The organism is Hymenobacter aerophilus DSM 13606, assembly GCF_000382225.1.
Classification (GTDB): Bacteria; Bacteroidota; Bacteroidia; order Cytophagales; family Hymenobacteraceae; genus Hymenobacter; species Hymenobacter aerophilus.
The window spans coordinates 15,829-42,462 of sequence record NZ_KB907811.1; the positions used below are offsets into that span (position 1 = coordinate 15,829).

Annotated in this window: 19 protein-coding genes; 8 read left to right on the top strand and 11 right to left on the bottom strand. The window is 62.9% G+C overall.

Translation table 11 applies throughout. The features are described 5' to 3' along the window. Positions 1-196 precede the first annotated feature (196 nt). The 5 genes from H145_RS0110365 to topA all read right to left on the bottom strand — a co-directional run bounded on the left by H145_RS0110365 (position 197) and on the right by topA (position 8,969). A complete protein-coding gene (locus H145_RS0110365) occupies positions 197-3,925 on the bottom strand; it encodes a BamA/TamA family outer membrane protein (protein ID WP_019948081.1) in 3,729 nt (1,242 codons plus the stop codon). 85 nt (positions 3,926-4,010) lie between these two features. Beyond that, complete coding sequence (locus H145_RS0110370) at positions 4,011-4,550, bottom strand: metal-dependent hydrolase (RefSeq protein WP_019948082.1); 540 nt, start codon at positions 4,548-4,550, stop codon at positions 4,011-4,013. Positions 4,551-4,596: 46 nt separating this feature from the next. After that, complete coding sequence (locus H145_RS0110375) at positions 4,597-5,301, bottom strand: SIR2 family NAD-dependent protein deacylase (protein WP_019948083.1); 705 nt, start codon at positions 5,299-5,301, stop codon at positions 4,597-4,599. Between the two features lie 77 nt (positions 5,302-5,378). Continuing rightward, on the bottom strand, positions 5,379-6,278 hold the full coding sequence (locus H145_RS0110380) for a DUF4846 domain-containing protein (protein WP_205619309.1): 900 nt from the start codon (positions 6,276-6,278) through the stop codon (positions 5,379-5,381). 183 nt (positions 6,279-6,461) lie between these two features. Beyond that, positions 6,462-8,969 (bottom strand): type I DNA topoisomerase, encoded by a 2,508-nt coding sequence (gene topA / locus H145_RS0110385; protein WP_019948085.1) that lies wholly within the window; start codon positions 8,967-8,969, stop codon positions 6,462-6,464. Positions 8,970-9,347: 378 nt separating this feature from the next. On the opposite strand from topA, the gene H145_RS22770 reads away from it, so the two are divergent. From H145_RS22770 to H145_RS0110415, 6 genes are all read left to right on the top strand, one after another. Further along, entirely contained in the window at positions 9,348-13,148 is a 3,801-nt protein-coding gene (locus H145_RS22770; RefSeq protein ID WP_240471689.1) for a HAMP domain-containing protein, read from the top strand. Between the two features lie 54 nt (positions 13,149-13,202). Next, the gene (locus tag H145_RS0110395; RefSeq protein ID WP_019948087.1) at positions 13,203-13,712 is read left to right on the top strand and encodes a chemotaxis protein CheW; all 510 of its coding nucleotides are present in this window, start codon (positions 13,203-13,205) and stop codon (positions 13,710-13,712) included. A 77-nt stretch (positions 13,713-13,789) separates the two neighbouring features. Further along, positions 13,790-14,152 carry a response regulator gene (locus H145_RS0110400; RefSeq protein ID WP_019948088.1) on the top strand — a complete coding sequence of 121 codons (363 nt, stop codon included), beginning with the start codon at positions 13,790-13,792 and terminating at the stop codon, positions 14,150-14,152. Between the two features lie 288 nt (positions 14,153-14,440). Next, positions 14,441-16,078, top strand: coding sequence for a chemotaxis protein CheA (locus tag H145_RS0110405; protein WP_019948089.1), 1,638 nt, complete (start codon positions 14,441-14,443; stop codon positions 16,076-16,078). Between the two features lie 57 nt (positions 16,079-16,135). After that, the gene (locus H145_RS0110410) at positions 16,136-16,774 is read left to right on the top strand and encodes a chemotaxis protein CheC (RefSeq protein ID WP_157541449.1); all 639 of its coding nucleotides are present in this window, start codon (positions 16,136-16,138) and stop codon (positions 16,772-16,774) included. A gap of 178 nt (positions 16,775-16,952) precedes the next feature. After that, positions 16,953-18,041, top strand: a complete 1,089-nt coding sequence (locus H145_RS0110415) for an agmatinase family protein (protein WP_019948091.1) — start codon at positions 16,953-16,955, stop codon at positions 18,039-18,041. 135 nt (positions 18,042-18,176) lie between these two features. Here H145_RS0110415 and H145_RS25040 read toward each other — a convergent pair whose 3' ends face one another. After that, positions 18,177-18,410: a pentapeptide repeat-containing protein gene (locus H145_RS25040; protein ID WP_083937763.1), complete on the bottom strand. Its 234-nt coding sequence runs from the start codon at positions 18,408-18,410 to the stop codon at positions 18,177-18,179. Here H145_RS25040 and H145_RS0110420 point away from each other — a divergent pair. Further along, entirely contained in the window at positions 18,388-18,723 is a 336-nt protein-coding gene (locus tag H145_RS0110420; RefSeq protein ID WP_019948092.1) for a phage holin family protein, read from the top strand. The genes H145_RS25040 and H145_RS0110420 overlap by 23 nt on opposite strands. A gap of 83 nt (positions 18,724-18,806) precedes the next feature. Here the strand turns inward: H145_RS0110420 and H145_RS0110425 are convergent, their stop codons facing one another. From H145_RS0110425 to H145_RS0110445, 5 genes are all read right to left on the bottom strand, one after another. Then, the gene (locus H145_RS0110425; RefSeq protein WP_019948093.1) at positions 18,807-19,583 is read right to left on the bottom strand and encodes a DUF4349 domain-containing protein; all 777 of its coding nucleotides are present in this window, start codon (positions 19,581-19,583) and stop codon (positions 18,807-18,809) included. A gap of 33 nt (positions 19,584-19,616) precedes the next feature. After that, complete coding sequence (locus tag H145_RS0110430) at positions 19,617-20,522, bottom strand: DUF4349 domain-containing protein (RefSeq protein ID WP_083937758.1); 906 nt, start codon at positions 20,520-20,522, stop codon at positions 19,617-19,619. A 174-nt stretch (positions 20,523-20,696) separates the two neighbouring features. After that, on the bottom strand, positions 20,697-22,001 hold the full coding sequence (gene murA, locus H145_RS0110435; protein ID WP_019948095.1) for a UDP-N-acetylglucosamine 1-carboxyvinyltransferase: 1,305 nt from the start codon (positions 21,999-22,001) through the stop codon (positions 20,697-20,699). A 151-nt stretch (positions 22,002-22,152) separates the two neighbouring features. Next, entirely contained in the window at positions 22,153-22,878 is a 726-nt protein-coding gene (locus H145_RS20860) for a DUF4290 domain-containing protein (protein ID WP_019948096.1), read from the bottom strand. Between the two features lie 169 nt (positions 22,879-23,047). Continuing rightward, complete coding sequence (locus H145_RS0110445; RefSeq protein ID WP_019948097.1) at positions 23,048-25,309, bottom strand: ATP-dependent helicase; 2,262 nt, start codon at positions 25,307-25,309, stop codon at positions 23,048-23,050. A 174-nt stretch (positions 25,310-25,483) separates the two neighbouring features. Here H145_RS0110445 and H145_RS0110450 point away from each other — a divergent pair, with 174 nt between their 5' ends. Beyond that, entirely contained in the window at positions 25,484-26,620 is a 1,137-nt protein-coding gene (locus tag H145_RS0110450; protein ID WP_019948098.1) for a glycosyltransferase family 4 protein, read from the top strand. Positions 26,621-26,634: the final 14 nt, after the last annotated feature.

The following is a 26,634-nucleotide window of genomic DNA, read 5'->3' on the forward strand; positions in this document are numbered from 1 at the left end:
AGCTCTTGTGCTTTAAGCCAAGGCGATGCTATAAAAGAACGTCATTCAGAGCATGCTGCGCTTAGAGCAGGGACGAAGAATCTCGCGTGCCATGCTAACTCTATCGTCAGGATTACCGTGGCACGCGAGATTCTTCGTCCCTGCTCTAAGCGCAGCATGCTCTGAATGACGTTCTACCTTGGCAACTGGCAACAGACTATTTATCAATCCGGAAGCCCAAGCCGAACTGAAGGAGGTTGTTTTCGACGGACTTCTGGTAGGAAACCGAGAAGGCCAGTTGCTCGGAAACCGGGGCGATGTAGAGGCCCGCGCCGTAGCCCTGGTGCCAGCCGCCGGGCGAGGCGCCGTTCAGGTACACACGGCCCCGGTCGTAGAAGCCGAACAGGCCGTAGGAGAAGGGCAGAAATGAATTCTTGGATTTGCCCAGCGCCAGCCGCAGCTCGGTGTTGAGGTAGAGGCTGGCGTCGCCGCTGAAACGGTTGCGGTAGTAGCCGCGCAGGCCTTCGCGCAAGCCCAGGCTGGTGAATTTGTAGAACGGAATGTCGTCGTTGTTGCCGTAGTTTTTGGCGCCGCCGCCTTTCACTACCAGCGTTACCGGAATCAGCAGGCGGGCCGTGCCGTAGTACTGGGCAAAGCCCTGAGTCAGACCGAAATTGCCCTTGGCCCCGTTGAGCTGGTGGTAAGAATCGTGCTGCACGAGCAGGCGGATGCCGCGCCGGGCAAATGCGGTCCGGTCGCGTAAATCCAGATCGAGCAGCGCATTCAGGCCCACCAGGCGCTGGAAGCTGGTGTTAGGCAGTTGGTCGGAGGGCAGGCCGGGGGTGGTAGGCAGCGTGCCCAGGTAGCTGTCGGCCGCGAAGTCGTTGTTGTAGTATTCGTAGCTCGGGCCCACGCGCAACACGCTGCGCTCAAAAAAGCTGCGCTCCAGAAAGCCGCTCACCTGAATGCCCTTGTAGCGGGCTTTATAGAACTTGTCGTCGTAGCGGTCCTGGCTGATTTCGGTGTTGTTGCCCAGGCCGAAGAAGTTGTAGTACGGAAAGTAGCTGCCGTAGCTGAAGGCGGCGCCGGCATCGACCTTGCCGATGGCGTAGCGGTGGCGGGTGCTGGCCGTGAACTGGCGCTGGCCACCGGTGCTGCCTTCGAGCAGGAAATCGTAGCGGTTTTTGTAGCCTGGCTTGCGGAAACCCTGCGTGAGGAAGCCCACGCCCGCGCTGGCCGCAAAGCCGTCGTTGCGGTTGTAGCCCAGCCCGATGGTGGGCCGGTAGGAGTTGAATTCGAACTGCTCGCGGTCGTAGGAATTCACGCCGGGCTTGGTTGAGGTGCGGTTGTCGGCCTCGGAGCCCAGCTGCATCTCGGTAGACGGCACGTCGTACACCTTGGTAAGTGTGCGCAGGCCCCGCACCCGCGAGTTGTCGGCTATCTGGTCTTTGCCCGCTCCGCCGATGATGCGCACCAGAATGCTGTTTTTGGCCTCGCCGGTTACCGTGAACACGTCGCGCCCATCGAGCCCGTACAGGCTGATTTCGTCGGTTTCTTCGGGCTGAAAGGTGCGGTCGAACAGGGCCGGGCCGTTGGGCTCGTTGCCCCCACTGGCCCGGTCGAACATCTGCACGCGCACCGTGCCATCGGCCAGCCGCTTCACTTGGAATACCTCACCCTTATTGGAGCCCACCACATCCACGCGCTGGGCCAGCAGCAAATAGTAGCGGTCCAGCGCCTGGGGCAGCTCCTGAATGCGGGCCTTGAGCTTGCGGTTGATGTCATCGCCCGATAGGCTTTTGAGTTCGGGTGGCAGCGTGGCGGTAGCCTCGTCGATGGCGGCCGGGGTGATATTGGCCTGCAGATACCGGGCAATTTCCTGCCACTGCTGGCGGTTCAGGCTCTGCAGCAGGAACCGGTCGAGGTGGCGGGCGGGCCAGTTCAGGCTCTTCATATCGCCAAACTTACTCTGGAAATCCTCGATGCTGCCCACGGCCCACTCGCGGTTGGCTAAGTAGGTCAGCGCCCCGTTCCAGAGGGTAAAGGCCTGGTCCCGGTCGCGCGGAATGGGCTTGTAGAGGGCATTTTTGCCGTTGTCGTACTCGGCCCACTTCCAGTTGTCCTCGTGTTTGCCGAAGTCGGCCACCAGCATATCGAAGGCCCGGGCCCGGCCCAGCGCCACGGCATCCACGCGGTTGTCGTTGTCTTTATAAAGCTGGCGGAAAAAGCTGAACGAGCGGCGGATATTGTCGGCATTGGCGAAGCCCAGCAGGTTGGGCTTGGGGTCCTTGGGGCGCTCCTCCAGCGTGCCGAGCAGGCCGGCATAATCGTCGCGGTAGGGGCCCAGTTGCTGGTTATCGGGCAGCACGAACAGCCGGGGCCGGGCGTGCAGAATATCGGTTTTATCGAGCAGCGAGCTAATAACCAGCGCCGAGTAGGGGTGGGCCGTGGGCGTAATGTCGCGCAGCACGTCGGCCGCAAACGAGCGCCGCAGCTCGGGCGGCAGAATCTTGGTCACGTCCTTGTCCACCGACCGAAACACGTACTCCGACGAGTCGGCGGCAATCAGCTTGAGCGAGGTCGTCTGGCGCCCGCCGCCGCGCCCGAACGGCCGCAGTCCACCAAATTCGGTGTTTAGGTTGAGCGTGCGCACCTGCACCGGCTGGGTCCAGGAGGTGCGGTACACCGGCCCCAGCCAAAAGCGCGACGACTTGCTGCCGCCGTACTGGGCGCCGGCCGGCAGCGTCTGCACGGCCACAAAGGGCACATCGGGCTTGGGGTCGGCCACGCCTGCGGGGGCCGAGGGGCACTCGGGAATGAAGCTGTTCACCGGCACGCCCGGCAGGCGCGGCTCCTGGCAGGCGCTCTGGAAAAGCGTGCCCGCGTAAGCCAGCCGCACGGTGTCGCCGGCCTTATCGAAGGTGTAAAATGTGGTTTTTACGGTGCCGTCGGCGTAATATTCCAGCGCCGAAAAACCCTGCTCGGCCTCGTTGAACTGCGATTCGCGGTTGCTGGCTACGTGCCGGGCTTTGGTAAACGAGCCCGAAACCAGGTGGTAGCTGCCCTGGAAAGGCGTAAGCTGCAGGCTGTAGTCGTGGGCCGAAGCATACACGGCGCCGGGGTGGTCGCGCAACGTGTTCAGCATCTCTTTCTGATACTGCTGGTAGCGCGGGTTGGCCATATCGCGCGGCGAGCCCACATTCTGGTGGTAGGCGGCGCTGATGGCCCCGGCCACCGGCGGCCACAGGTAGCGGCCCAGCGGCAGGTTGCCGCCGTACTCGCCGTTGCTGACGACCGGCTGGTGGCCCACCAGCAGCACGTTGCGGTCCTTGGTGTCGTCGAGCACATCTTGCAACTGCTCGCGGAATTCCTCCTGGGTCAGGGTTTTGCAGTCGGTGTCGGGTGCTTCGGGCTTGTTGTAGGGATGGGTGAACCAGGGCGAGTTGAGGGCTACCAGCCGCACCTGGGGCGCCACATCAAGCACGTAGGGGCCGGGGCAGCCGTTTTCGGGAATGAAGGTGTGCTCGCCGTTGTGCTTGCTGATGTACTTTTCAAGCCGCCGCACCCGCTTCAGGCCGTCGGGGCCCGAGTTGTCCCAGTCCTTGTCGCCGGGCACAAAAAACAGCTTGCCGTTGGGCAGACCCTTCACCAAGGAAATCAGCGCGTCAATCCGCTCAGTCTGGCCGCTGCGGCTGGAATCCTGCTTGCTGCCCAGACCTTCGGGCGCCACTACATCGCCCAAATGCACTACCGTAAAGGGGCCGGTTTGCCCTTCCAGTGTGCGGCGCAACGCCTGCAGATGGCGGGCCGGCAGCTCGGTGCCGGCCGTGTTGCCGAGCAGGTAAACCGTGTGGGCCGGGGCCGTAGTCGTCGTCTGGGCGAAGACTGACAGGGAAACCGTGAGGCCCAACCCCGTCAGTAGCGGGCGCGCGTAGCTGAATGTCATAGAAGAAACGATGTAGGGTCTTCTTCTACGGCCCGGCCCGGTTTCCGATTTAATCCGGCTTTAATTTTTTATAGCGGTGGGCATCTCAGGCCACGCGCACCCGGCGCCGCACGGCGGCCTGCACCAGCAGCAGCAGCGCGCAGGGCAGCACCACCCATTTCACCTCACTGCGCAGCACGCGCGCACCCCATTCGCCCAGAAAGTTCTTAATGCCGATGGGCGAAACCGCAATCGGGCGGAATCCGAAAAAGTGCCGCTCGGCATCAAACGGACTGAAGAACGCCACGCCCAGCCCGCCGGTCGTCATGGCATCGAGCACGCCGTGCGAGGCGGTGGCCAGAAACAGCAGCACCCACAGCCGCCCGGGCGGCGGCGCGCCGGCCCGGCCACCCACCAGCAAAACCACCCCGGTAGCCATCACCAGGGCCGCCAGCAGCGAGTGGCTCAGCCCGCGGTGGCCCCACAGGCTGTCGTAGGCTACGTGCAATTTGAAGCCCACCACATCGGCATCAGGCAGAAAGGCGCAGGCGGCGGCCAGCAGCCAGTAGGGCCAGTAGCGCCGCTCGGGCAGCAGCAGCTTGGCCAGCGTGGCGCCCAGGACGCAGTGTCCGACTATTGAGGCCATATTAGGAGGCGGGAAGGGGTGAGTTGTAAGTGCTAAAATCGGGTGATTACGCTCCTTTATCGGCCAGCTGCTCCCGTAGCTCCTGCGCTACGCGGGGCAGGCCGGTGGTAGCGGGCTCGGTGATGAAGTGCAGGCGCGGGCGGTGCGCCACCGGCGGCCGGCCGGGGTCGATGATGTAGATGGGGGCGGTGCGCGGCACGTAATCGACCAGGCCGGCGGCGGGGTACACCTGCAGCGAAGTGCCCACCACCAGCAGCGCATCGGCGGTGGCTACCTCTTCCATGGCCACTTCCATCATCGGCACGGCCTCGCCAAACCACACGATGTTGGGCCGCAGCTGATGGCCCCGTTCGCAGTTGTCGCCCAACTCGATACGGTTGCCGTGCATGGGGTACACCAGCTCCTCATGGCGCGAGCTGCGACTCTCGAACAGCTTGCCGTGCAGGTGCAGTACCCGCGACGAGCCGGCCCGCTCGTGCAAATCGTCCACATTCTGGGTAATCACCACCACCTCAAACTGGTCTTCCAGCGCCGCCAAAGCCCGGTGGCCGGCGTTGGGCTGGGCGGCCCGGGCGGCGGCGCGGCGCTGGTTGTAGAACTCCAGCACCAAGGCCGGGTTTTTGGCCCAGCCTTCAGGCGTGGCCACGTCCTCGATGCGGTGGTTTTCCCAGAGTCCATCGGAGGCCCGAAACGTGGCCAGCCCGCTTTCGGCCGAAATGCCGGCGCCGGTTAAGGCTACAATCTTCTTCATACTGAATACTGGTAGATGGAAAGTGCAGGAAAGGCCATTGGAGCTGCTATAATTTCAGGCAAGGTGGCTTCATCAGCCTACTCGAAACGGCCCAGCTCGGTGCTTCGGAACGTCCATTCGGGCGTGCCCACGCGCGCCTGTGCCGGGTCGAGGTAGAACCAGGCGCCCAGGCCGGTATCGTCGTAGAGGTTGGTGAGCACGTGCATCTGCTGGGCGGGCATGTAGCTCTGGGCCAGCAGCACCACTCGGCGGCCGGTGCCGGGCTGCGTGGCCACATCGAGCACCAGCACGGCGTGGCCCGGCGAGCCGCCCCGAATCAGCACGTCGCCGGCCTGCACCTGCGCCAGCGGCGTGGGTTGCAGCTCCTTGCTCAGCGAGAGGGTGCCGGCGTAGGTGAAAATCTGGTCGAGGTAGCGGCGGAAGTTGGCGTGGCTGGGCGCCTCGGCGGGCCGGGTGGCGGGTAGCACGGCGTCGCCCTTCACCTTAAATCCGCGGCCCGAATACCAGTCCCGAAAACCAATATCGTCGCCGCTGGTGAGGTGGAAGTGCACCTGATCGGGGTTCTGGCTGAACAGGTACTCGGCCCGTAGCCGGATAACGGCATCGGCGCACTGCTGCAGGTCGCGCTGGCCCACGTCGATGTCGAGCACGGCCGCGTGCACGTCCTGGCGGTCTTTGGGCTGGCCGTTGTAGAGCTTTACGGGCGTGCCGGCCGGCAGCAGCGGCAGGTAGCGCAGCCACTCGCCAAACGAGCCGGCCGTCACTGCCACCCGCTTATAGCCGGCCGGCGGCGCAAACCGGGCCGCCACCGTCTGGCCGGCCCGGTAGCGGCCGGCTGGCAGCCAGGCGTACACGCCGGGGGCCGGCGGAGCAAGGGGTGCCGGTACATCGGCCTCGGCTACAAGTGGCTGCCCGGCGGGCAATTCGCCGGCTACCGAATCGGTGCCGGGGCTGGTGCAGCTCAGTAACAAAGGCAACAGCAGTAAAGGGCTTGCTCGCAAGGCGCAGGGTTTGGGGAGGTGAAAAATGAAAACGCGCCCGCAGATTAGTTATTTGACGGCTCAACCACAAAAAAAAGCTCCGGCCAGTTACGGCCGGAGCTTTGCAGAAGTGCGGGCCAGCTTAAACCGCCGCCCGAAAAAGACAGACTACCTTAAAGCTTATTCAGCCTTTTTGGTGGGCTTTTTTGCCGCTGGTTTCTTGGCCGCCGCAGTGCCGGCCGCCTTCTTGGCCGGGGCCTTTTTCTTGGCAGCGGGCTTCTTGGCAGCCGGTTTCTTCTTGGCTGGCGTGTCCGTCTTTTCCTCCGTCGAAGGGGCGGCTTTCTTGGCGAAACGGCCACCGCGAGCAGGCTTGTCGGGGGTGGCCTCGGCCAGTTCCAGGCAACGCTCCAGTGTCAGCTCGGTGGGCTCCTCGCCCTTCGGAATCTTCACGTTCTTCTTGCCCGCCACGATGTAGGGCCCAAAACGACCGTTGAGCACCTGGATATCGTGGTTTTCGGGGAAGGCCTTGATGAGCCGCTCGGCGTCGGCCTTACGCTTGGCCTCAATCAACTCCACGGCCTCCTCGCCCGTGATGGTGTGCGGGTCCTGGTCCTTGCGGAGCGAGTAAAACTTGCTGTCGTGGCGGATGTAAGGGCCGAAACGACCGAGAGCGGCCGTCATGCTCTTGTCCTCAAACTCGCCCACCACCCGCGGCAGCCGGAACAGGTCGAGGGCTTCCTCAATGGTCAGGCTCTCGATGAACTGGCCTTTGCGCAGGCTGGCGTACACCGGCTTCTCGTCTTCGGGGGCGCCTTCGAGCGGCTCGATCTGCACGTAGGGGCCGTAGCGGCCCAGGCGGGCGGTCAGCTTCTGGCCCGTTTCGGGGTGCAGGCCGATTTCGCGGGTCGAGCCCAGCGTGCTGCGCTCAATCTCCTCGCCCAGCTCCACGGTTTTGTGGAAGGGCGCGTAGAAGCCGCTCAGCATATCGGTCCAGTTGTCCAGCCCGTCGGCAATGCGGTCGAACTCGTCCTCCACTTTGGCCGTGAACTGGAAATCGACAATGGCCGGGAAGTGGTCGACCAGAAAGTCGGTTACCACCATGGCCACGTCGGTCGGGAACAGTTTGGCTTTGTCGGCGCCGTAGGTTTCGGTCTTGACCTCCGTTTTCACCTGCTCGCCGTCCAGCGTGAGCACATGAAACTTGCGCTCCTTGCCCTCGCGCGAGTCCTTTTCCACGTAGCCGCGCTTCTGAATGGTGCTGATGGTGGGGGCGTAAGTCGAAGGCCGGCCGATGCCCATTTCCTCCAGCTTTTTCACCAGCGAAGCCTCCGTGAAGCGGGCCGCCGGCGAGGCAAACCGCTCGGTGGCGCGCAGCTGCTGCAGCGGCAGCTGCTGGCCCACGCTCAGCGGCGGCAGACCGCGCGAGAACGATGATTCGGCTGGTTCGTCGGCGTCCTGCTCCTCCTCGTCCTTGCTCTCGGCATAGGCTTTCAGAAAGCCCTCGAAGGTGATAACCTCGCCGCTGGCCGTCATCGTAACGCCCGGCTGGGTGCTGATGCCGATGGTGGCCACGGTGCGCTCAATCACGGCATCAGCCATCTGCGAAGCCATGGCCCGCTTGCGGATGAGGTCGTAGAGGCGCTGCTCCTGCGAGTCGGCGCCGGCCTTGAGCAGCGTGAAGTCGGTGGGGCGGATGGCTTCGTGCGCCTCCTGGGCCGAGGCCGACTTGGTTTTGAAGTGGCGCGTGTGGGCGTACTCGGCGCCGTAGGCGTCGGTAATAGCGGTTTTGGCGGCCGCAATGGCGTCTTCCGACAGATTGAGCGAGTCGGTCCGCATGTAGCTGATGCGGCCGGCTTCGTAGAGCTTCTGGGCCACGCTCATCGTCTGGGCCACCGAGAAGCCGAGCTTGCGCGAGGCCTCCTGCTGCAGCGTGGAGGTGGTAAAGGGGGGCGCAGGCGTGCGCTTGCCGGGCTTCTGCTCCAGGTTCTCGATGCGGTAATCGGCGCCCACGCAGCGGGCCAGAAAGGCCTCGGCCTCGGCGCGGGTTTTGAAGCGGGTGGGCAACTCGGCTTCGAGCACTGCCCCCCGGCCGGCATCGAAACGGGCTACGACGCGGTAGGCCGAGCTAACCTTGAAGCCGCTGATTTCCCGCTCCCGGTCGACTACCAGCCGCACGGCCACGCTCTGCACCCGGCCAGCCGAGAGGCCGGCCTTCACTTTTTTCCACAGCACCGGGCTCAGCTCGAAGCCTACCAGCCGGTCGAGCACGCGGCGGGCCTGCTGGGCATTCACCAAATTCAGGTCGATTTCGCGCGGGTTTTCGATGGCCCGCAGAATGGCGCCCTTCGTGATTTCGCGGAACACGATGCGCCGCGTCTTCTCGCTGTTCAGGTTCAGCGTTTCGGCCAGGTGCCAGCTGATGGCCTCGCCCTCCCGGTCATCGTCACTGGCCAGCCAGACGGTTTCGGCTTCCTTGGCCAGCTTTTTCAACTGGCTGATAATCTCACGTTTATCGGCTGAAACCACGTAGGTGGGCTTGAAGCCGTTGGCAATATCAATAGCGTTGTTGTCTTTGGGCAGGTCCCGGACGTGGCCGAAGGACGAGCGCACGACGAAGTCTTTGCCGAGGTAGCCCTCGATGGTTTTGGCTTTGGCGGGCGATTCGACGATGACTAAATTTTTGACCATAGGGTGGGGGGGACGCGGAACGGGTATGACTAGGAAACGGGTGGGCCCGCGCAAAAGTTGAATTTCGCCGCAAAGATGCGGCAATAATCTGCCCCCATCCTAACTGCCTCCGCACAAGCCCACTGGCCGCACTCCTTATTATAGAGGAGCCGGGGCGGCTACGGTCGGGCGCCGGGCCGGGCTAGCCGGTTGGCCGCTAGTTAGTAAGCCCGGCTTCGGGGAGCGGGCGGGCCCGCCGTAGTATTTTTTGGCGGGATGATGCGGCCGGGTGCGGTCAAATCGGCAGTTCTGCTACCTTTGCTTACCAAGCAACCCTATCCCCGGTGGTTTCGTTTGCGCTCTGCCTGCGCCGCGCGCATCTGGTTACTTTTACTTCCTATGGCTTCAGCAAAGACGTCTCCCTCCACCCGTCCGGCCGCCGCTATGCCGGACTCGGCCACTGCCACGGCACCCGATACCGCCCCGCGCCCGGACCGTAGCAACCACACCCGCAAAAAAGGGGCGGAGGATTACCGGCATACCTCGGTGCAGAGCTCCGACTCCGACTACATCAACGACCAGCTCAACCGGGTGCTTTACGCCCTTGACGCCTTTAAGAAGGGCGATGTGAGCGTGCGGCTGACCAAGCAGAACGACGACATTTTTGCCGAAATTGCCGAGGCCTACAACTCGATGGTGGACATGATTGCCGGGGTAGGCGGCGAGGTGTCGCGCATCTCGAAAGTGGCCGGCGTGGAAGGCAACCTGAAGGCCCGCGCCTCGGTGGATAACGCGGCGGGCTTCTGGCGCGACATGATCAACAACATCAACGGCCTTGTGGACAGCATTGCCGTGCCGGTACTGGAAGTGGGCAAAGTACTCACCAACATCAGCCGCGGCAACCTCGACGAGACGTTCCAGATTCCGGTGTCGGGCGACTTCAAGGTGATGGCCGAAACCATCAACAAGACCATCGACAACCTCAACCTGTTTGCCGGCGAAGTAACCCGCGTGGCCCAGGAGGTGGGCACCGAAGGCAAGCTCGGCGGCCAGGCCTCCGTGCCCAACGTGGGCGGCGTGTGGAAAGACCTGACGGACAACGTGAACACGATGGCCAGCAACCTGACGAGTCAGGTGCGCGACATTGCCAACGTAGCCACCGCCGTAGCCCGCGGCGACCTGAGCCAGAAAATCACCGTCGATGTAAAAGGCGAGCTGCTGGATCTGAAGCAGAACCTCAACCAGATGGTGGACTCGCTGAACCTGTTTGCCGGCGAGGTAACCCGCGTGGCCCAGGAAGTAGGCACCGAGGGCAAGCTCGGCGGCCAGGCCTCGGTGCCCAACGTGGCTGGCACCTGGAAGGAGCTGACCGACAACGTGAACACAATGGCCAGCAACCTGACTAGTCAGGTGCGCGACATTGCCAACGTGGCCACCGCCGTGGCTAAAGGTGATTTGACGCAGAAGATGACCGTGGATGTGAAGGGCGAAATCCTGGAGCTCAAGGACATCCTCAACCAGATGGTGGACTCGCTCAACGTATTCGGCGACGAGGTAACCCGCGTGGCCCGCGAAGTAGGCACCGAAGGCAAGCTCGGCGGCCAGGCCTCCGTGCCCAACGTAGGTGGCACCTGGAAGGAGCTGACCGACAACGTGAACACGATGGCCAGCAACCTGACGAGTCAGGTGCGCGACATTGCCAACGTGGCCACGGCGGTGGCAAAAGGTGACCTGACGCAGAAGATGACCGTGGACGTGAAGGGCGAAATCTTGGAACTCAAGGACATCCTCAACCAGATGGTGGACTCGCTCAACGTGTTTGCCGGCGAGGTAACCCGCGTAGCCCGCGAGGTGGGTACAGAAGGTATCCTGGGTGGCCAGGCCAACGTGCCGAGCGTTTCGGGCACGTGGAAAGACCTGACCGACAACGTGAACACGATGGCCAGCAACCTGACGAGTCAGGTGCGCGACATTGCCAACGTGGCTACGGCCGTAGCCCGCGGGGATTTGAGCCAGAAAGTATCGGTTGATGTGAAGGGCGAGCTGTTCCAGCTCAAGGAAAACCTCAACCAGATGGTGGACTCGCTCAACACCTTCGGCGACGAAGTAACCCGCGTGGCCCGCGAGGTAGGCACCGAGGGCAAGCTCGGCGGCCAGGCCGTGGTGCCCAACGTGCGCGGCACCTGGAAAGACCTGACCGACAACGTAAATACCATGGCCGCCTCGCTCACGAGCCAGGTGCGCGACATTGCCAACGTAACCACCGCCGTAGCCCGCGGTGATTTGAGCCAGAAAGTATCGGTTGATGTGAAAGGCGAGTTGCTCGACCTCAAGGACAACATCAACCAGATGGTGGACTCGCTCAACGTGTTTGCCGGCGAAGTAACCCGCGTGGCCCAGGAAGTGGGCACCGAGGGTCGACTTGGCGGTCAGGCCAACGTGCCCAACGTGAGCGGCGTGTGGAAGCAGCTGACCGACAACGTAAACACCATGGCCGCCAACCTCACCACCCAGGTGCGGGGCCTCGTGAAAGTAGTAACGGCCGTTTCGCAGGGCGACCTGACCCAGACGCTGACCCTCGGCGCGCAGGGCGAAGTGGCCGACCTGGCCGATACCATCAACCGCATGGTGGACGACCTGAACCGTTTGGCCGTGGAAGTAAGCCGGGTAGCCAAGGTGGCCGGCGGCGAAGGCAAACTCGCCGAGCGGGCCACGGTAACGGGCGTATCCGGCTCGTGGAAAGAACTGGTCGACACGCTCAACGCCCTCATCGAATCCATTGCCTCGCCGGTGCTCGAAGTGAGCCGCGTGGTGCGGGCCATTTCGGAGGGCGACCTGCAGCAGCGGGCCGAAATTGAGACAACCGGCGACATCCGCGCCATGGCCGACGCCCTGAACCTGGCCGTTGATAACCTCAACGAGCTGCTGGGCGAAATCAACGAGTCGTCGCAGATTGTGGGCGAGTCGTCGGAGGAGATGGTGGAGAAGGGTCAGGCCATGAGCCAGGTAACGGCCGACGTGGCCCGCGCCATGCAGCAGATGGCCGAAGGCGCCCAGAACCAGGCCCTCAAAACCGACCAGGCCTTCAAGCTGATTGAGGAAATCATGCAGGCCACCAAGGAAACCGCTGGCAAAGCCGATGTGGGTATCAAGGCCGCGCAGCTGGGTGAGCAGACCTCGCAGCTGGGCCTGAAAACGGTGGCCGAAGTGGTAAAGAACATGGAGGAAATCAGCTCGGCCGCCGCCCAGACCTCGAAAACCATCGAAGTGCTGAGCACCCGTTCGGGCGAAATCAGCAAGTCGCTGGGCGTGATTACCGACATTGCCTCCCAGACCAACCTGCTGGCCCTGAACGCCGCCATCGAGGCCGCGCGGGCCGGTGAGGCCGGCCGTGGCTTTGCCGTGGTTGCCGAAGAAATCCGCAAGCTGGCCGAGGGCTCGCGCAAGTCGGCCAGCGAAATTGCCACGCTGGTAGAGGACGTTCGCAAGGACACCACCTCGGCCGCAACCGCCATCAGCACCATGGAAGGCCGGGTACTGAAGGGCAAGAACGCCACCTTCGAGGCCAGCTCGGCCTTTAAGAACATTGCTACCAGCAGCGGCGAAACCCTGCGCACCAGCCGCGATATTCTCACGGCCACCGAGATTCAGAAAACGAGTATCGGCGACGTGGTCAAGTACGTGGAGGAAGTGGTAGCCATTGCCGAACAGACGGCCTCGGGCACGCAGCAGGTGGCCGGTACCGCGAAGCAGCTCTCCACGAGCATGCAGGAGCTGACCACCAGCAGCCAGAACCTGACCGACATTGCCGACGACCTGCAACTGGGGCTTTCGGCCTTCCAGCTGATGGAATACCTCGAACCCGAGCCTGAGCCGGAACCCGAGCCCATCCGGCGCCGGATGGCCCGCCGCCCTGCCCCGGCAGCGGCACCGGTGGCCGCGCCGGTAGCGGTTGCGACATCGCGCCGCCCTGCCCGGGCGGCCGCGGCCCAGCCGCAGCCCGAACCCGAGCCGGCCCGCCGGCCGGTGCGTCGGGCCACCGCCACTAAGCTAGCTGCAGCTGCCGCCGAAACGCCCGCAGCCAAGCCGGCGGCTTCGGTGCGGCGCAAGTCGGCCCCCGCGGCAACTCCGGCAGCTACTGAGAAGCCAGCTGCGGCTAAAGGCAAAACGGCCAAGGGTAAAACCACCAAGAGCAAGTAGCCCTCGGCCACTTAAACCTGCCAGCCACTTAGTACCCGATACCCCACCGTTCGCATGCCCAATTCTGAGAAAGCCACCGCGCCCGACCCGCTTATTCAGCTAATCGTTTTCCGATTGGGGCAGGAGGAGTATGGCATCCGCATCGAGCAGGTGAAGGAAGTAACCCTGACGCCCGAAATTGCCCGCATGCCCAAAACGCCGTCGTTCGTGAAGGGTATTGCCAATCTGCGGGGCGATATCATTACCGTTGTCGATCTGGAGGAGCGGTTTCAGCTGCGGGAGGCGGCCGAGGTTGCCGAGGAAGCAGCGGCCCACACCTACACCATGGCCATCGAAGCCAAAGACTACACCATTGGCGTAGTCGTGCGCGAGGTGCCCCAGCCGCTGTCGGTGCCCCAGTCGGCCATCGAGCAAACGCCCGATTTCATTCAGGAAGCCAACATTCACGATAAATATATCGAGGGCATTGCCCGCGTGGGCGACCGGATTATTGTGGTGCTCGACATGCTGAAACTGCTTACACCCTCCGAAATCATGCAGCTGACGGCCCCGGCGGCATCTTAGCCCCCCGGTTGCCGTACAACGGGCCAAGCCGGCCACCGGGCGGCGCTACACCCACTCATTTCGCTTTTCTCTTTCCCATGAAAAACCGCATTCTCATCGTCGACGATTCGTTCTATATGCGGACGATGCTCAAGAATATGCTTACCGATGCCGGCTACGAAGTAGTCGGTGAAGCCGCCAACGGCCAGCAGGCCCTGGAAATGGCCATCGAAACCAAGCCCGACCTGATTACGCTCGACGTGATTCTGCCCGACAACACCGGCCTCGACGTGCTGCGCGGCATCCGCCAGGAGCAGCCCGATGTGAAGGTGGTGATGTGCTCGGCCGTCGGCCAGGAGGTCATCGTGAACGAAGCCCTCGAAAGCGGCGCCTCTGCCTACATCGTAAAGCCGTTTTCCGAGGAGAAAGTGCTCGAAATTGTGGGCAACGCCCTCCAATAGATAGGTACCAGTAGCCAGTTGTCGGTTGCCAGGGAAAGAACGTCATTCAGAGCGGAGCGAAGAATCTCACTTGAGTCGTTCATCCGTAATCGTTCAGCGAGTTCAGGCGAGATTCTTCGCTTCGCTCCGAATGACGTTCTTTCCCTGACAACTAACAACTGGTAACTGACAACTGACAACTGACTATCGTGTCGACTTCCCCAACCCCGCTTCCTGCCCTTGCCGAAGAGCCGCCCGCCCCCGTGCGCGGGCGGGCCGGCGGCGTGGGCGCCAACCAGTTGTGGCACGATGAGTAACCGGGAGCAGGAGTACCGCGAGCTTTTCATGGCCGAGGCGTTGGAATACTACGACGCCATGAGCCGCCACATCAGCGAGCTGGAGCGCAATCCGGCCGATGAGGAGGCGTTGCGCGAGCTGTTCCGGCTCATGCACAACCTCAAGTCGAACGCCCGGGCCATGGGCTACACCAGCATCGGCGAGGCGGCCCACCACATGGAAACCGTGTTCGGCCAGCTGCGCGACGGGCAGGCCACCTTCACCGGCAGCATGGTGCCGGTGCTGTTTGGCGGCATCGACACGCTGGGCGAGCTGATCCGGGCCGTGGGCGAGGAGCAGGCGCTGCCCGACGTGCAGCGCCTGCTCGACAACCTCGACCGCATCAGCCGGGGCGAGGAGCCCGACCTGGAAGGGGAGGAGGCCGACGACGACGAGGACGTCAGCCGCAAGCTGGAGCTTTCCGACCTCGTGTATATTCAGGTGCGCAAGCTCGACCACCTGATGAACCTGATGGGCGAGCTGATTATCGACCGGGACCGGATACTGACGCTGAGCCGCGAAATCGACCACCCGGCCCTCACGACGGCCGCCGCCCACTTCTCGCGCATTGCCGAAGAGCTGCAGTACAGCGTGATGGATGCCCGGCTGGTGGGCGTGGGCTCGTTGTTCAGCAAATTCCCGCGGGTGGTGCGCGACGTGGCCAGCACCGAAGGCAAGGAAGTGAACCTGACCCTGCAGGGCGAGGACATCCAGATCGACCGCAACATCCTGCAAATTATCACCGATGCGCTGCTTCACCTGGTGCGCAACGCCATCGGCCACGGCCTCGAAACGGCCGCCGAGCGCGAGGCGGCCGGCAAGCCCGCCCAGGGCCAGATAACGCTTTCGGCCCAGGCCGAGCGCGACGATGTGCTGGTGCAGGTGCAGGACGACGGCCGCGGCATCGACGTGGCCAGCGTGCGGCGCAAAGCTGTGGAGCGCGGCCTAGTAACGCGGGCTGCCGCCGCCCAGCTGCCCGATGCCGCCGTGCGCGCTTTCCTGTTCGAGCCCGGTTTCTCGATGGCCAAGGAGGTAACCGAAATTTCGGGTCGCGGCGTGGGCCTCGATGTGGTGAAGCTGGCCATCGACTCGCTCGGCGGCCAGCTGCGCGTCGATTCGGTGCTGGGCGAGGGCACCACCTTCACGCTGGTGCTGCCCACGTCCATTGCCGTGAAGGGCGCGTTGCTCTTCGAGCTCGACGAGCGCAGCTACGCCCTGCCGCTCATGCACACCGACTCGGTGGTGTCGCTGCTGCCCGACCGCTTCAGCGTGGTGGGCGGGGTGCTGCTCACGCGCCTGCAGGGCGAAAACGTGCCCGTAGTGTCGTTGCGCGAACTGCTACAGCTCGAAGGCGACCAGGTGCTGGCGCCGGCCCGCAAAGCCACGCTCCACGGCCGTCAGGATATCATCATTGTCAACTACAACAACCGCCGGCTCGGCCTGATCGTCGACCGGTTTCTGCGCCAGCAGGACATCGTGGTGAAAGCCATGAGCAAGCCGCTGGACACCATCGATTTGTTTGGCGGCGTGACGCTGCTCGGCAGCGGGCAGGTGTGCCTGGTGCTCGACGTGCCCGCCTTAACTCGTCTGTTTTTAGCCAAACGGCCGTAACTCTCGTATTGCAGTCTGGCCGGATGCCCTGGTGACCGGCCCTTTCACTTGATTTATATGGAATTGCACATGACGGAACTGGAGCGCGACATCATCCGCGAAATCCTGAACATCGGCCTGGCCCGCGCCGCCGACTCGTTCGCGGTGGTGGCCCAGGAGAAGGTGCTGCTCGAAGTGCCCAACCTCGACATTGTATCGGGGCGCAGCATTCTGGAAAAAGTAAGCGACCTGCAGGCCGGCCACGTGGTTATCCAGTCCGATATCCGGGGCGACTTCAACGGCACCACGCTCATGTTTTTCTCCGGCCAGCACGTGCAGCGCCTCTCGCGGGTGTGCCTGCGCATGCAAACCGCCGACTCCATCGACATCGACTCGATGCAGGAGTCGCTGCTGCTCGAAATCAGCAACATCATCACCGGGGCGCTGGTCACGCAGCTGGCCAACATCCTCAAGGCCCGCATCTACGGTGCGCCGCCCGCCCATCCGCAGGGCGACATGGACGCGGCCCTGCGCAGCCTGCTGCACGACCACCCGATGGTGCAGCCGCTCATTTTCTCGGTGATTACCCAGTTTTCGGACAAAGAAAATTCGGTGGAGCTGCCGCTGATGATCTTCTTCGACCGCGAAACGTTCGACAAAATCATCACCATCATCCGCACCTACGACTTTATGGGCGGCCAGCAATTCGGCGCCTAAGCCGCTGACCTGCCCCGGCTTATTGCCTACCGCAAAAAATCCGTTTCGTGATAAGCCGGCACGTTCCTTTACAGGAGGCGCGCCCGGGCTGTTGCGAAACGGATTTTTTGCGGTACTTCGGTTTCGTTCCGGTTTTCAACTCCTACGCTTTACCTCCAAGTCTCAACCCGATTTACCTATGGCTGACTCCGCCACTGCACTCGAACAAAAACTGGCCAACTTCGACCCTAATGCCCTCGGCGACGCCGCCGGCGGCCTGTTTGGCCTGCCCTTCACGCCCGAAGAGGCCCAGGTGGTTGTGGTGCCCGTGCCCTGGGAAGTAACCGTGTCGTACCGCGCCGGCACGGCCCAGGGCCCCGAAGCCATGCACACGGCCTCGCTGCAGGTCGACCTCTACGACCCCGACCTGCCCGAGGCCTGGCGCCTGGGCCTGGCCATGGAGGAGCCCGACGCCGCCATTGCGGCCGAAAGCGACGAGCTGCGCCCGCTGGCCGAGGCCTACATCGGCTGGCTCGAAGACGGCCAGCCCGACGAAGCCCGCGACCAGCATCTGCCCAATGCGGCCCGCATCAACGAGCGCGGGGCGGCGCTACGCGAGTGGCTCAAGGCCAAAACCGGCGCCCTGCTCGATGCCGGCAAAGGCGTGGTGGTGCTCGGCGGCGACCATAGCACGCCGCTGGGCTACCTGCACGCGCTGTCCGAGCGAAACGAGGAGTTCGGCATTCTGCAGATTGACGCCCACTGCGACCTGCGCCCCGCCTACGAAGGCTTCGAGTTTTCGCACGCCTCCATCATGCACAACGCCCTGCAACTGCCGCAGGTGAAGAAGTTGGTGCAGGTGGGCATCCGCGACTACTGCCAGCAGGAGGCCGATTTCATCGACCAGAGCAACGGCCGCGTGGCCCTGTTCGCCGACCGGTTCCTGAAGGCCGAAATGCTGGGCGGCAAGTCGTGGAAGAAGGAGTGCAAGAAAATCATTGCCCAGCTGCCGCAGAAGGTGTACCTGAGCTTCGATATCGACGGCCTCGACCCCAAGCTCTGCCCCGGCACCGGCACGCCCGTACCTGGTGGCCTTGAGTTCGAGCAGGCCGTGTACCTGCTGCGCCAGGTGGTGCGCTCGGGCCGCACCATCATCGGCTGCGACCTGAACGAGGTAGCGCCCGGCGACACCGAGTGGAACGCCATTGTGGGCGCCCGCCTGCTCTACCACATGGCCAACTGGATGGCCGTTTCGCAGGGGCGCCTGAAAGCCCGCACGGTGGAATAGTTGCCGGTGACGAGTATCCAGTTGCCAGTGAACGGCAAAAGCAGAACTGTCATTCTGAGCGGAGCGAAGAATCTCGCGTGCAGTAGTAATCCAAACGTCAGGATATACTGTGGCACGCGAGATTCTTCGCTCCGCTCAGAATGACAGTTCTGCTTTTGACAGTTCTGCTTTTGACAGTTCTGCTTTTGACAGTTCTGCTTTTGACAGTTCTGCTTTTGACAGTTCTGCTTTTGACAGTTCACCGGCAACTGACAACTGGATACCGGCAACGGAAAAAGGGCTGGCGCGTATTGTATTCAACTCCCTGAATACTGTACATCTCTCATTCAACGCCATTTTTTGCCTTATGAGCTTCATTCTCAAATTCATCCTCTCAGCCGTCGTTACGTACCTGCTGGCCACTTTCCTGCCCGGCGCCTACATCCGGGGCTTCACCGATGCCATGATTCTGGTGGTGGTGCTGGCCATTCTCAACGCGGTGGTTAAGCCTATTCTGCAGATTATCGGGCTGCCCATTACCATTCTCACGCTGGGCTTGTTTCTGTTCGTCATCAACGCGCTCATCATCATGCTGGCCAGCTACCTGATGGCCGGTTTCGAAATTGACGGCTTCTTCTCGGCGCTGCTCTTCAGCATCGTCCTTTCGCTGGCCACCTCAGTGGTCGATTTAGTGGTTGACTAAGTAGCAAAAAATAATAACCCACACGCAAAATGCCCCGCCGACAGCTGTCGACGGGGCATTTTGCGTGATACAAGCAGCCGGACTCAGCCTTTTTCGGGGGCGATGAAAGCGCCCTGCCGCCAGCGCCAGTAGCCCCAGCCGACGAGGCCCAGCAGCAGCGGCCAGCCATAGGCCAGTCCCACCAGCAGCAGTCCTACCAGGCGCCAGCCAAATTCCAGCCCGGCTACGAGGCGCGGACCGATGGCGGCAGCCGGGGTGAGGTCGGAGGCGGGGCGGAGCTGGAAATAGGTCAGCCGGAGTGTACCCAGAGCGGCCTGCTCGGTTAGGAGTTGGCTTACCGCGGCGGCGCGGTTGGCCACGGCCGTATCGGTGGCCGTGGCGGCGGTAGCTTGCTGTCGGGCCAGCTCGGCGGCAATATCGCGCGAGCTTATCTGCTTGCTCTGCACCCGGCCCAGGCGGCTTAAGCGCGACGTAAGGGCGAGAAACCGCGCCGACGGCACCCGAATGACCAGCATCTGCTGATGGCGGTCGGCGTCGGTGGTTTCGTTGGCGTCGGTCAGGTAGGCGCCGTACTGGCTGAGCAGCGTGTCGAGCCGGGCCGAAGCCTTCTCGAACTCGCTCACCTCCAGCTCCATGCTACCCTGATAGATTACCGGGTGGCCCGTGGCGCGCCACAGTCGCGCCAGCGGAACTTCGGAGCTTGCGGCCGGGCTGCCGGGCTCCGAAGTGCTGGCCGTAGCCGCTGCCGGAAAGGTTGCCACGGGCTCACTTTCAGCCACGGATTGGTCCTGATGATTGGGAGCCTGGGAGCAGGCGGCCAGCAACAGGGCCGGCAACAGCAGATGCGCGTAGTTTTTCATCGGAGTAGGAGTAAGGATGAAACTGACGAAAGCTTATTTCAGGCTTTGGGCCCGCCGACGACGCCAAGCCCGCCAGCCGGCCAGCACGGCCGCAGCCAGCAGCAGCAGCGGCCAGGCCGCCACGAAGCCCAGCACTAGGTCGGTGAGCAGCTCCCAGCCGCCGTAGAACGATTCGAGCAGCCGGCTGCCGAAGGAAAGCACGGGCGCGTCGGGCCGCCGCTGGCTGAGTTCCTGGTAGTAGGTGAGGGTGATGGTGGAGTAAGCTACCTCGTCGTTGAGGGCGCGCAGGCGGCTTTGGGTGGCCTCGATTTCCTCGCGGATTTCGCCTACTTTCTGCTCAATTTCGAGCAGATCGGACACTTTATTGGCTTTTTTCAGCAGCTCCAGGTACCGTTGCTCCAGCGCCCGCTTGGAAGCCAGCCGGGCCGTTATATCGGCGTGCTGGGCCGTTACGTCGTCGGTCGAAAGCTGCTTGGACTCGACGGTGCCGAACCGGCCCAACCCGGCCAGCAGGGCCTGGAAGCGGGCCGGTGCCACCCGGATTTTCATCTCGTGCCGCCACTCGCCATCCTCGCGCTCCTCCGACGCGCCTTCCACAAAAGCCCCGACGGCGCGGGTTAGGCTGTCCATGCGCTGGTTGGCGCGGGCCAGGTCGGCCACTTTCATGCGCACCGTGGCGTGGTACACCAGCTTACGGTTGACGGCCGGCGCGGCGGAAGCGGCTTGGCCAGCCGCCGGCTGGTCAGCCGACTCGTAGGCCTTGGCTTCCACTGCCGAAGGAGCCATGGGCGGCGGCGGTGGCGCCATCATAGCAGCGTCGCCGCCCACTTCGGCATCGGCCGTAACTTCGACGGACGGTTCGCCCATCGACGACTGGCTGTTGCCGCAACTCAGCAGCCCCAGCGTTAAACTCAGCCACAATAAAACCGGGATACGCATACGGCAGGATTTTTACGGGTTTCGACTGGACGAAGTAGGCTAACGCCTGCCCTTCATACCCGCCCTGCCGGAAGGTAACCTGCTGCCGGGCCGTTAAACACCGCCGCCCGGCCCCCACGAGTGGGAGCCGGGCGGCGGGGCTTTACGGAATTTGTCTAGCAGCTCTCGGCCAATCTACAGCCGCCGAATCTGGGCGCCGAGGGCGATAAGGCGCTGGTCGATGTGCTGGTAGCCGCGGTCAATCTGCTCCACGTTTTCAATCACGCTGCGGCCCTCGGCCGAGAGGGCGGCAATGAGCAGCGCCACGCCCGCCCGGATATCGGGCGAGGTCATGGTGATGCCGTGCAGGCGTTTCTGGTGGTTGAGGCCGATAACGGTGGCCCGGTGCGGGTCGCACAAAATCACCTGGGCGCCCATGTCGATGAGCTTATCGACGAAGAACAGCCGCGACTCAAACATCTTCTGATGAATAAGCACCGTGCCTTTGGCCTGGGTGGCCACTACCAGCACCACGCTCAGCAAATCGGGCGTGAAACCGGGCCAGGTGTGGTCGGAAATCGTGAGGATGCTGCCGTCGAGGTAGGTATCGATTTCGTAGTGCTGCTGCGCCGGAATATGAATATCGTCGCCCCGGAATTCGAGCCGGATGCCCAGCTTGCGGAACGTGTCGGGAATGAGGCCCAGCTCGGCAATCTGGCAGTCCTTGATGGTGATTTCGGAGCCCGTCATGGCCGCCAGACCAATAAAGGAGCCGATTTCAATCATGTCGGGCAGCATGCGGTGCTCGGTGCCGCCGAGCTGCTCCACGCCCTCGATGGTGAGCAGGTTGGAGCCGATACCGTTGATGTTGGCGCCCATGCGCACCAGCATCTTGCAGAGCTGCTGCAGATACGGCTCGCAGGCAGCATTGTAGATGGTGGTTACACCTTTAGCCAGCACGGCGGCCATCACAATGTTGGCCGTGCCCGTTACCGAAGCCTCGTCCAGCATCATGTAGGCGCCGGTCAGGCCATCTTCGGCCTTGATGCGGTAAAAATCCTTGCCTTCGAGCGTGAGTTTGCCGCCCAGCTTTTCGAGGCCCAGAAAGTGCGTATCCATGGGCCGGCGGCCGATTTTGTCGCCACCGGGCTTGGGCAGCTGGCAGCGCCCGAAGCGGGCCAGCATGGGTCCCAGAATCATCACCGAGCCCCGCAACGCCCCGGCCTGGGCTATGAACTCGGGCGTATCGAGGTAGGCCAGGTTCACGTTGTCGGCTTGAAAGCGGTAGGAGTCGGGCGACAGGCGGCCCACTTTCACGCCCAAATCGCGCAACAGCTCGATGAGCTTGTTCACGTCGCGGATGTCGGGCACATTGCTGATGGTAACCGGCTCCGGGGTCAGCAGCACGGCGCACAGAATCTGCAGGGCTTCGTTTTTGGCGCCCTGGGGCACAATTTCACCATGCAGCGGCTTACCGCCAATTACTTCAAAGGAGGCCATTTCTTGGGGAGCTTCAGGCTTCAAGCTACAGGCTGCAAGCTTTCACGAAGGAGAAAGTCTTGGTTAGCTATAAGCTAATGCTAAGGAATATAAATAGATGTTGCTGGTAAAGCTTGCGGCTTGTAGCTTGAAGCCTGCAGCTCAAACCAGACTACTGCGGGGGCTGCTGGGGCTCGTTGCGGTTTTTGCGGCCGCCGCGGCGCTGCTTGTCGCGCCGGTTGCCACCGCCGCCGCTGTTGCCGCCACTGCGCCGGTTGCCGCCGCCGTCGCGCTCCTGCCGGGGCTGAGGCACGATAAAGGGGGCCGGCCGGCCGCCGGTGCTCACGAACTCGAACAGGTTTTCGTTCTGCACCCGGTCGGGGTCGAGGCTGAGCTGGTTGTTCGACAGCTCGCGCAGGTGCTTGATGATGGTCAGGTCCTTGGCGTTTTCCTTGTTGTGAGAACGGTACAAAAACTTCATCGTGCGGCCGATGATGATGGCGGCCTGCTCGCGCTCCGTGGCATCTTCCAGCGTGAGGGCCTGGGCCACCAGCTGCTCCACGGCCTGCCCGTAGGCCCGGAACCTGGGGCCTTTGGCGGGGTAGGCGAGGCGCTTGGGCGGCCCTAAGTTCACCTGTGCGGCCAGCGCGAAGGGCGCGTCCACGTCCAGCTCGCCATCGGCCATTTCGAAGATGTGGTTCCAGACCTTGGCCTGGCTGTCGGGCTGGTCGCGCAGGGCGGGCTGCAGGCGAAAAATGAGCTGCACAATCTGCTGGGCGCGGCGGGTCCGCTCGTCGCGGTCCTCGATGCCGGCCAGCTGCTGCACGAGCTGAAAGGTGCTCTGGCCGTATTCGCGCTGGAGCAGCTCGTGTTTATGAAGAGAGGGGGGGAGGGTCATTATCAAAAATATGCGAAGGGTCAAATATACGCCAAAGCTCGTCCGGCTGGCGGCGCCGGTTGTACAAAAACAAGCCGGAAGAAGTTGGCGCGAAGCCACGGCGGCCGGCCGGCGGCGTTACGAGCTTCTAAAAGTAACGCAAAGCCGCCGAAGCCGGCCGAACCACCCATTAATGCACCCGCAGCTTAGCAAAACTTAGCAGCAGCGTTTTCTCACCCACTTCCTCGAACTGAATGATGGCTTTAGTGGAGCCCTGCACCGTTTCGAGGCTGGTAACTTTGCCAAAGCCGAACTTGGGGTGCTCCACGCGCTGGCCGGTTTGCAGGTTGCTCGTGTCGGAAGGCGTGAAGTCGGCGGGGGCCACATACTTGGTTGCGGCGTTCTTGCGGGGTGGGGGCGGCACCAGGTTCGAGCGGCGCTCAAACACGTGGCCGAACGGCGACTCGCCCGGGCCGGCACGGTCGGGTCCGGGGCCCGAGGAAAACTTGAAATCGACGTATTTGGGGTCAATTTCATCGAGGAAACGGCTTTTCTCGCAGCTGCGCAGGTTGCCCCACTGGTAGCGCGAGGTAGCGTAGCTCAGGGTCAGCTTCTTCTCGGCCCGCGTGATGGCCACGTAGAACAGCCGGCGCTCCTCCTCCAAATCGGCCCGCGAGGTAATCATCATCTGGCTCGGAAACAGGTTTTCCTCCAGGCCCACGATGTAGACGTTGCGAAACTCCAGGCCCTTGGCCGAGTGGATGGTCATCATGGTCACCTGCTCGCCCTCCTGGGCCGCGTCCTTGAGGTCCGAATCCGTCACCAGCGCAATGTCCTGCAGGAAGGAGCCGAGCGTTTTGTCCTCACGCTCGGGGTCCTCCACGAAGGCCTTGATGCCGTTGAGCAACTCCTGGATGTTCTCGTAGCGGCTCAGGCCCTCGATGCTCTTGTCGGCGTACAGCTCCTCAATCATGCCCGAGTTCTTGGCAATGAACTTGGCCGCCTCAAACGCATCCTCCTTGGCCGCCACGGCGGTGTAGGCCTTGATTTTCTCCGCGAAATCGACAATGGGGTTGGCCGTGCGGGTGGGCAGAAACTTATCGGCGTTGCTGACGACCTCCCAGATGGTGTGGTTACTTTCCTCGGCCGCGTTGATGAGCTTGGCCAGCGTCGTGTCGCCGATGCCGCGCTTGGGGTAGTTGATGACCCGGCGCAGGGCCTGCTCGTCGTTGGGATTCACCGTGAGGCGCAGGTAGGCCACCAAATCCTTGATTTCCTTGCGCTGATAAAAGCTCAGGCCGCCCACGATTTTGTAGCGGATGCCCAGCTTGCGCAGGGCTTCTTCCATGGCCCGGCTCTGGGCGTTGGTGCGGTAGAGAATGGCGAAGTTGTCGTAGGACAGATGCTGGTTCATCTTGTCCTCGTAGATGCTCTGGGCCACCAGCTTGCCTTCCTCATTGTCGGAAGAAGCCTTGAACACCTCAATCAGCGGGCCTTCCTCGTTGTCGGAAAACACGTCTTTGCGCAGCTGGGCCTGGTTGTTTTTGATAACCGAGTTGGCCGCTTTCACGATGTTCTGGGTCGAGCGGTAGTTCTGCTCCAGCTTGAACACCTGCAGCTCCGGGTAGTCCTTTTCGAAGTTGAGGATGTTCTGAATATCGGCGCCCCGGAAGGCGTAAATGCTCTGGGCATCATCACCCACCACGCAGATGTTGCGCTCCTTGGCCGCCAGCTTGCGGGCAATCAGGTACTGCGAGTAGTTGGTGTCCTGGTACTCGTCCACCATCACGTAGCGGAACATGTTCTGGTACTTGTTCAGCACGTCGGGGTGTTCCTTGAACAGCACGTTGGTCTGGTACAGCAGGTCGTCGAAGTCCATGGCCCCGGCCTTGAAGCAGCGGTTGGCGTACTGCTGGTAAATCACGCCCAGCTTGGGCCGCATAGCCGCCTCATCGTCCTGCTTGATAACCGGGTCGCTCAAGTACTGCTGCACCGAAATCAGCTTGTTTTTGGCCCCCGAAATCCGGCTCAGCACCATGTTGGGCTTGTACATCTTATCGTCCAGCTCCAGCTCCTTCAGAATCTGGCCAATCAGGGTTTTGGAGTCCTGGGTGTCGTAGATGGTGAACGAGCGGGGGTAGCCGATTTTGTCGGCCTCCGAGCGCAGAATGCGGGCAAACACGCTGTGAAACGTGCCCATCCACAGGTTTTTGGCCTCGGGGCCGACCACCTTCTCGATGCGGGCGCGCATCTCCTTGGCGGCCTTGTTGGTAAAGGTAAGGGCCAGGATATTGAACGGGTTGACCTTTTGTTCGAGCAGGTTGGCGATGCGGTAGGTGAGCACCCGGGTTTTGCCCGAGCCGGCGCCGGCAATAATCATGCAGGGCCCTTCAATCTGCATCACGGCAGCGGCCTGCGAGGGGTTGAGTAGCGCGTTATAATCGAGTCCCATATTCGGTAGTCAGCAGCGGAAAACTAAGCCGGTTGGCTTGTTAGCAAATGTACGGCTTTCGGGCGGGGGATGGAAATGCCGGGCGGCCGGCTTTTGCGGCTGCCCGGCGCGAAGTCCTGCCACAAGTCTTACCGCAAGCACTGCCAGAAGTCATGCCCGCCGTACCTTTGCCCCATGCAAGCCGCCCCATTTCCCCTCTCTATCCTGTGCCTGTCCGACAGCTGGGGCGGGCTGGAGCTGAACACGGCCCGGTTTGCCGGCTGGATGGTGGCTCGGGGCTGGCCGGTGCAGGTGATTACCCGCGCCAACTCGCCGCTGGCCGCCCGCGCCGCCGAGTTGGGCGCCACCGTAATCACGCTCGAAAACCCCTGGAAAGCTCTCGACGTGCCAGCGGCCGGCCGACTGGCCAAGGCGCTGCGCGACTTCGGGACGCGGGCGCTGCTCATCAGCCGCAACGGCGACCTGGGCCTGGCCGTGCTCTGCAAGCGGCTGTACCTGCGCAGGCTGCCGCTGGTGTATCAGCAGCACATGCAGCTGGGGCTGGCCAAGCGCGGGCTGGTACATACGTTGCGCTACCGGGCGCTGGCTGCCTGGCTGGCCCCGCTGCCCGGCCTGGCCCGGCAGGTGCTCGAAAAAACGCGCCTGAGTCCCTCAACACTGCACGTCGTGCCGTTGGGTGTCGAGCTGGAGAAGTTCGCCGACGCGCAACTGACCATCGCCGAAGCCCGCCGCCGCTTGCAGCTGGAGCTGCCCGCCGGCACCGTACTGCTGGGCCTTATCGGCCGCCTCGACGATGGCAAGGGGCAGGATTTCGTGCTGGAAGCCCTGCCGGCGCTGCGCCAACAGTTTCCGCAGCTGCACCTGTTGCTGGTGGGCGAGCCCACCCGCAATGAGGGCAGCACCTACGCCGACGCCCTGCAAACCCGCATTCAGGAGCTGGACCTGAGCGAAGTAGTGCATTTGCGCGGCTTCACGCTCCAGCCCGAAGTGGCCTACCGGACCCTCGATATTTCCATCACGGCTTCCGTAAGCGAAACCTACGGCATGGTGACCATTGAGGCCCTGGCGGCCGGTAAACCCGTGCTGGGCGCGGCGGCCGGCGGCACCCGCGAGCTGCTCGACGACGACCGCACCGGCCTGCTGTTCGAACTCCACAACCAGGCCTCCTTCGTGGCGGCCGTAGCGCGGCTGCTGCAGGAACCGGGTCTGATGGCGCGCTTGGGCGAGGCCGGACAGCAGGAGGCCCTGGCGACCTATTCGCACCACCGCCAATGCGAGCTGACGGAACAAATCCTCTGGTCGGTGGTGTAATTGCGGGTATCTTT

What these genes read in the sequence shown, in the direction of transcription:
- H145_RS22770 (WP_240471689.1), top strand. Translation starts at nt 9,348, where the DNA reads ATGGCTTCAGCAAAGACGTCTCCCTCCACCCGTCCGGCCGCCGCTATG.
- H145_RS0110415 (WP_019948091.1), top strand. Translation starts at nt 16,953, where the DNA reads ATGGCTGACTCCGCCACTGCACTCGAACAAAAACTGGCCAACTTCGAC.
- murA (WP_019948095.1), bottom strand. Translation starts at nt 22,001, where the DNA reads ATGGCCTCCTTTGAAGTAATTGGCGGTAAGCCGCTGCATGGTGAAATT.
- H145_RS0110370 (WP_019948082.1), bottom strand. Translation starts at nt 4,550, where the DNA reads ATGGCCTCAATAGTCGGACACTGCGTCCTGGGCGCCACGCTGGCCAAG.
- H145_RS0110375 (WP_019948083.1), bottom strand. Translation starts at nt 5,301, where the DNA reads ATGAAGAAGATTGTAGCCTTAACCGGCGCCGGCATTTCGGCCGAAAGC.
- topA (WP_019948085.1), bottom strand. Translation starts at nt 8,969, where the DNA reads ATGGTCAAAAATTTAGTCATCGTCGAATCGCCCGCCAAAGCCAAAACC.
- H145_RS0110400 (WP_019948088.1), top strand. Translation starts at nt 13,790, where the DNA reads ATGAAAAACCGCATTCTCATCGTCGACGATTCGTTCTATATGCGGACG.
- H145_RS0110420 (WP_019948092.1), top strand. Translation starts at nt 18,388, where the DNA reads ATGAGCTTCATTCTCAAATTCATCCTCTCAGCCGTCGTTACGTACCTG.
- H145_RS0110395 (WP_019948087.1), top strand. Translation starts at nt 13,203, where the DNA reads ATGCCCAATTCTGAGAAAGCCACCGCGCCCGACCCGCTTATTCAGCTA.
- H145_RS0110410 (WP_157541449.1), top strand. Translation starts at nt 16,136, where the DNA reads ATGGAATTGCACATGACGGAACTGGAGCGCGACATCATCCGCGAAATC.
- H145_RS0110450 (WP_019948098.1), top strand. Translation starts at nt 25,484, where the DNA reads ATGCAAGCCGCCCCATTTCCCCTCTCTATCCTGTGCCTGTCCGACAGC.
- H145_RS25040 (WP_083937763.1), bottom strand. Translation starts at nt 18,410, where the DNA reads ATGAATTTGAGAATGAAGCTCATAAGGCAAAAAATGGCGTTGAATGAG.
- H145_RS0110425 (WP_019948093.1), bottom strand. Translation starts at nt 19,583, where the DNA reads ATGAAAAACTACGCGCATCTGCTGTTGCCGGCCCTGTTGCTGGCCGCC.
- H145_RS0110365 (WP_019948081.1), bottom strand. Translation starts at nt 3,925, where the DNA reads ATGACATTCAGCTACGCGCGCCCGCTACTGACGGGGTTGGGCCTCACG.
- H145_RS0110445 (WP_019948097.1), bottom strand. Translation starts at nt 25,309, where the DNA reads ATGGGACTCGATTATAACGCGCTACTCAACCCCTCGCAGGCCGCTGCC.
- H145_RS20860 (WP_019948096.1), bottom strand. Translation starts at nt 22,878, where the DNA reads ATGACCCTCCCCCCCTCTCTTCATAAACACGAGCTGCTCCAGCGCGAA.
- H145_RS0110430 (WP_083937758.1), bottom strand. Translation starts at nt 20,522, where the DNA reads ATGCGTATCCCGGTTTTATTGTGGCTGAGTTTAACGCTGGGGCTGCTG.
- H145_RS0110405 (WP_019948089.1), top strand. Translation starts at nt 14,441, where the DNA reads ATGAGTAACCGGGAGCAGGAGTACCGCGAGCTTTTCATGGCCGAGGCG.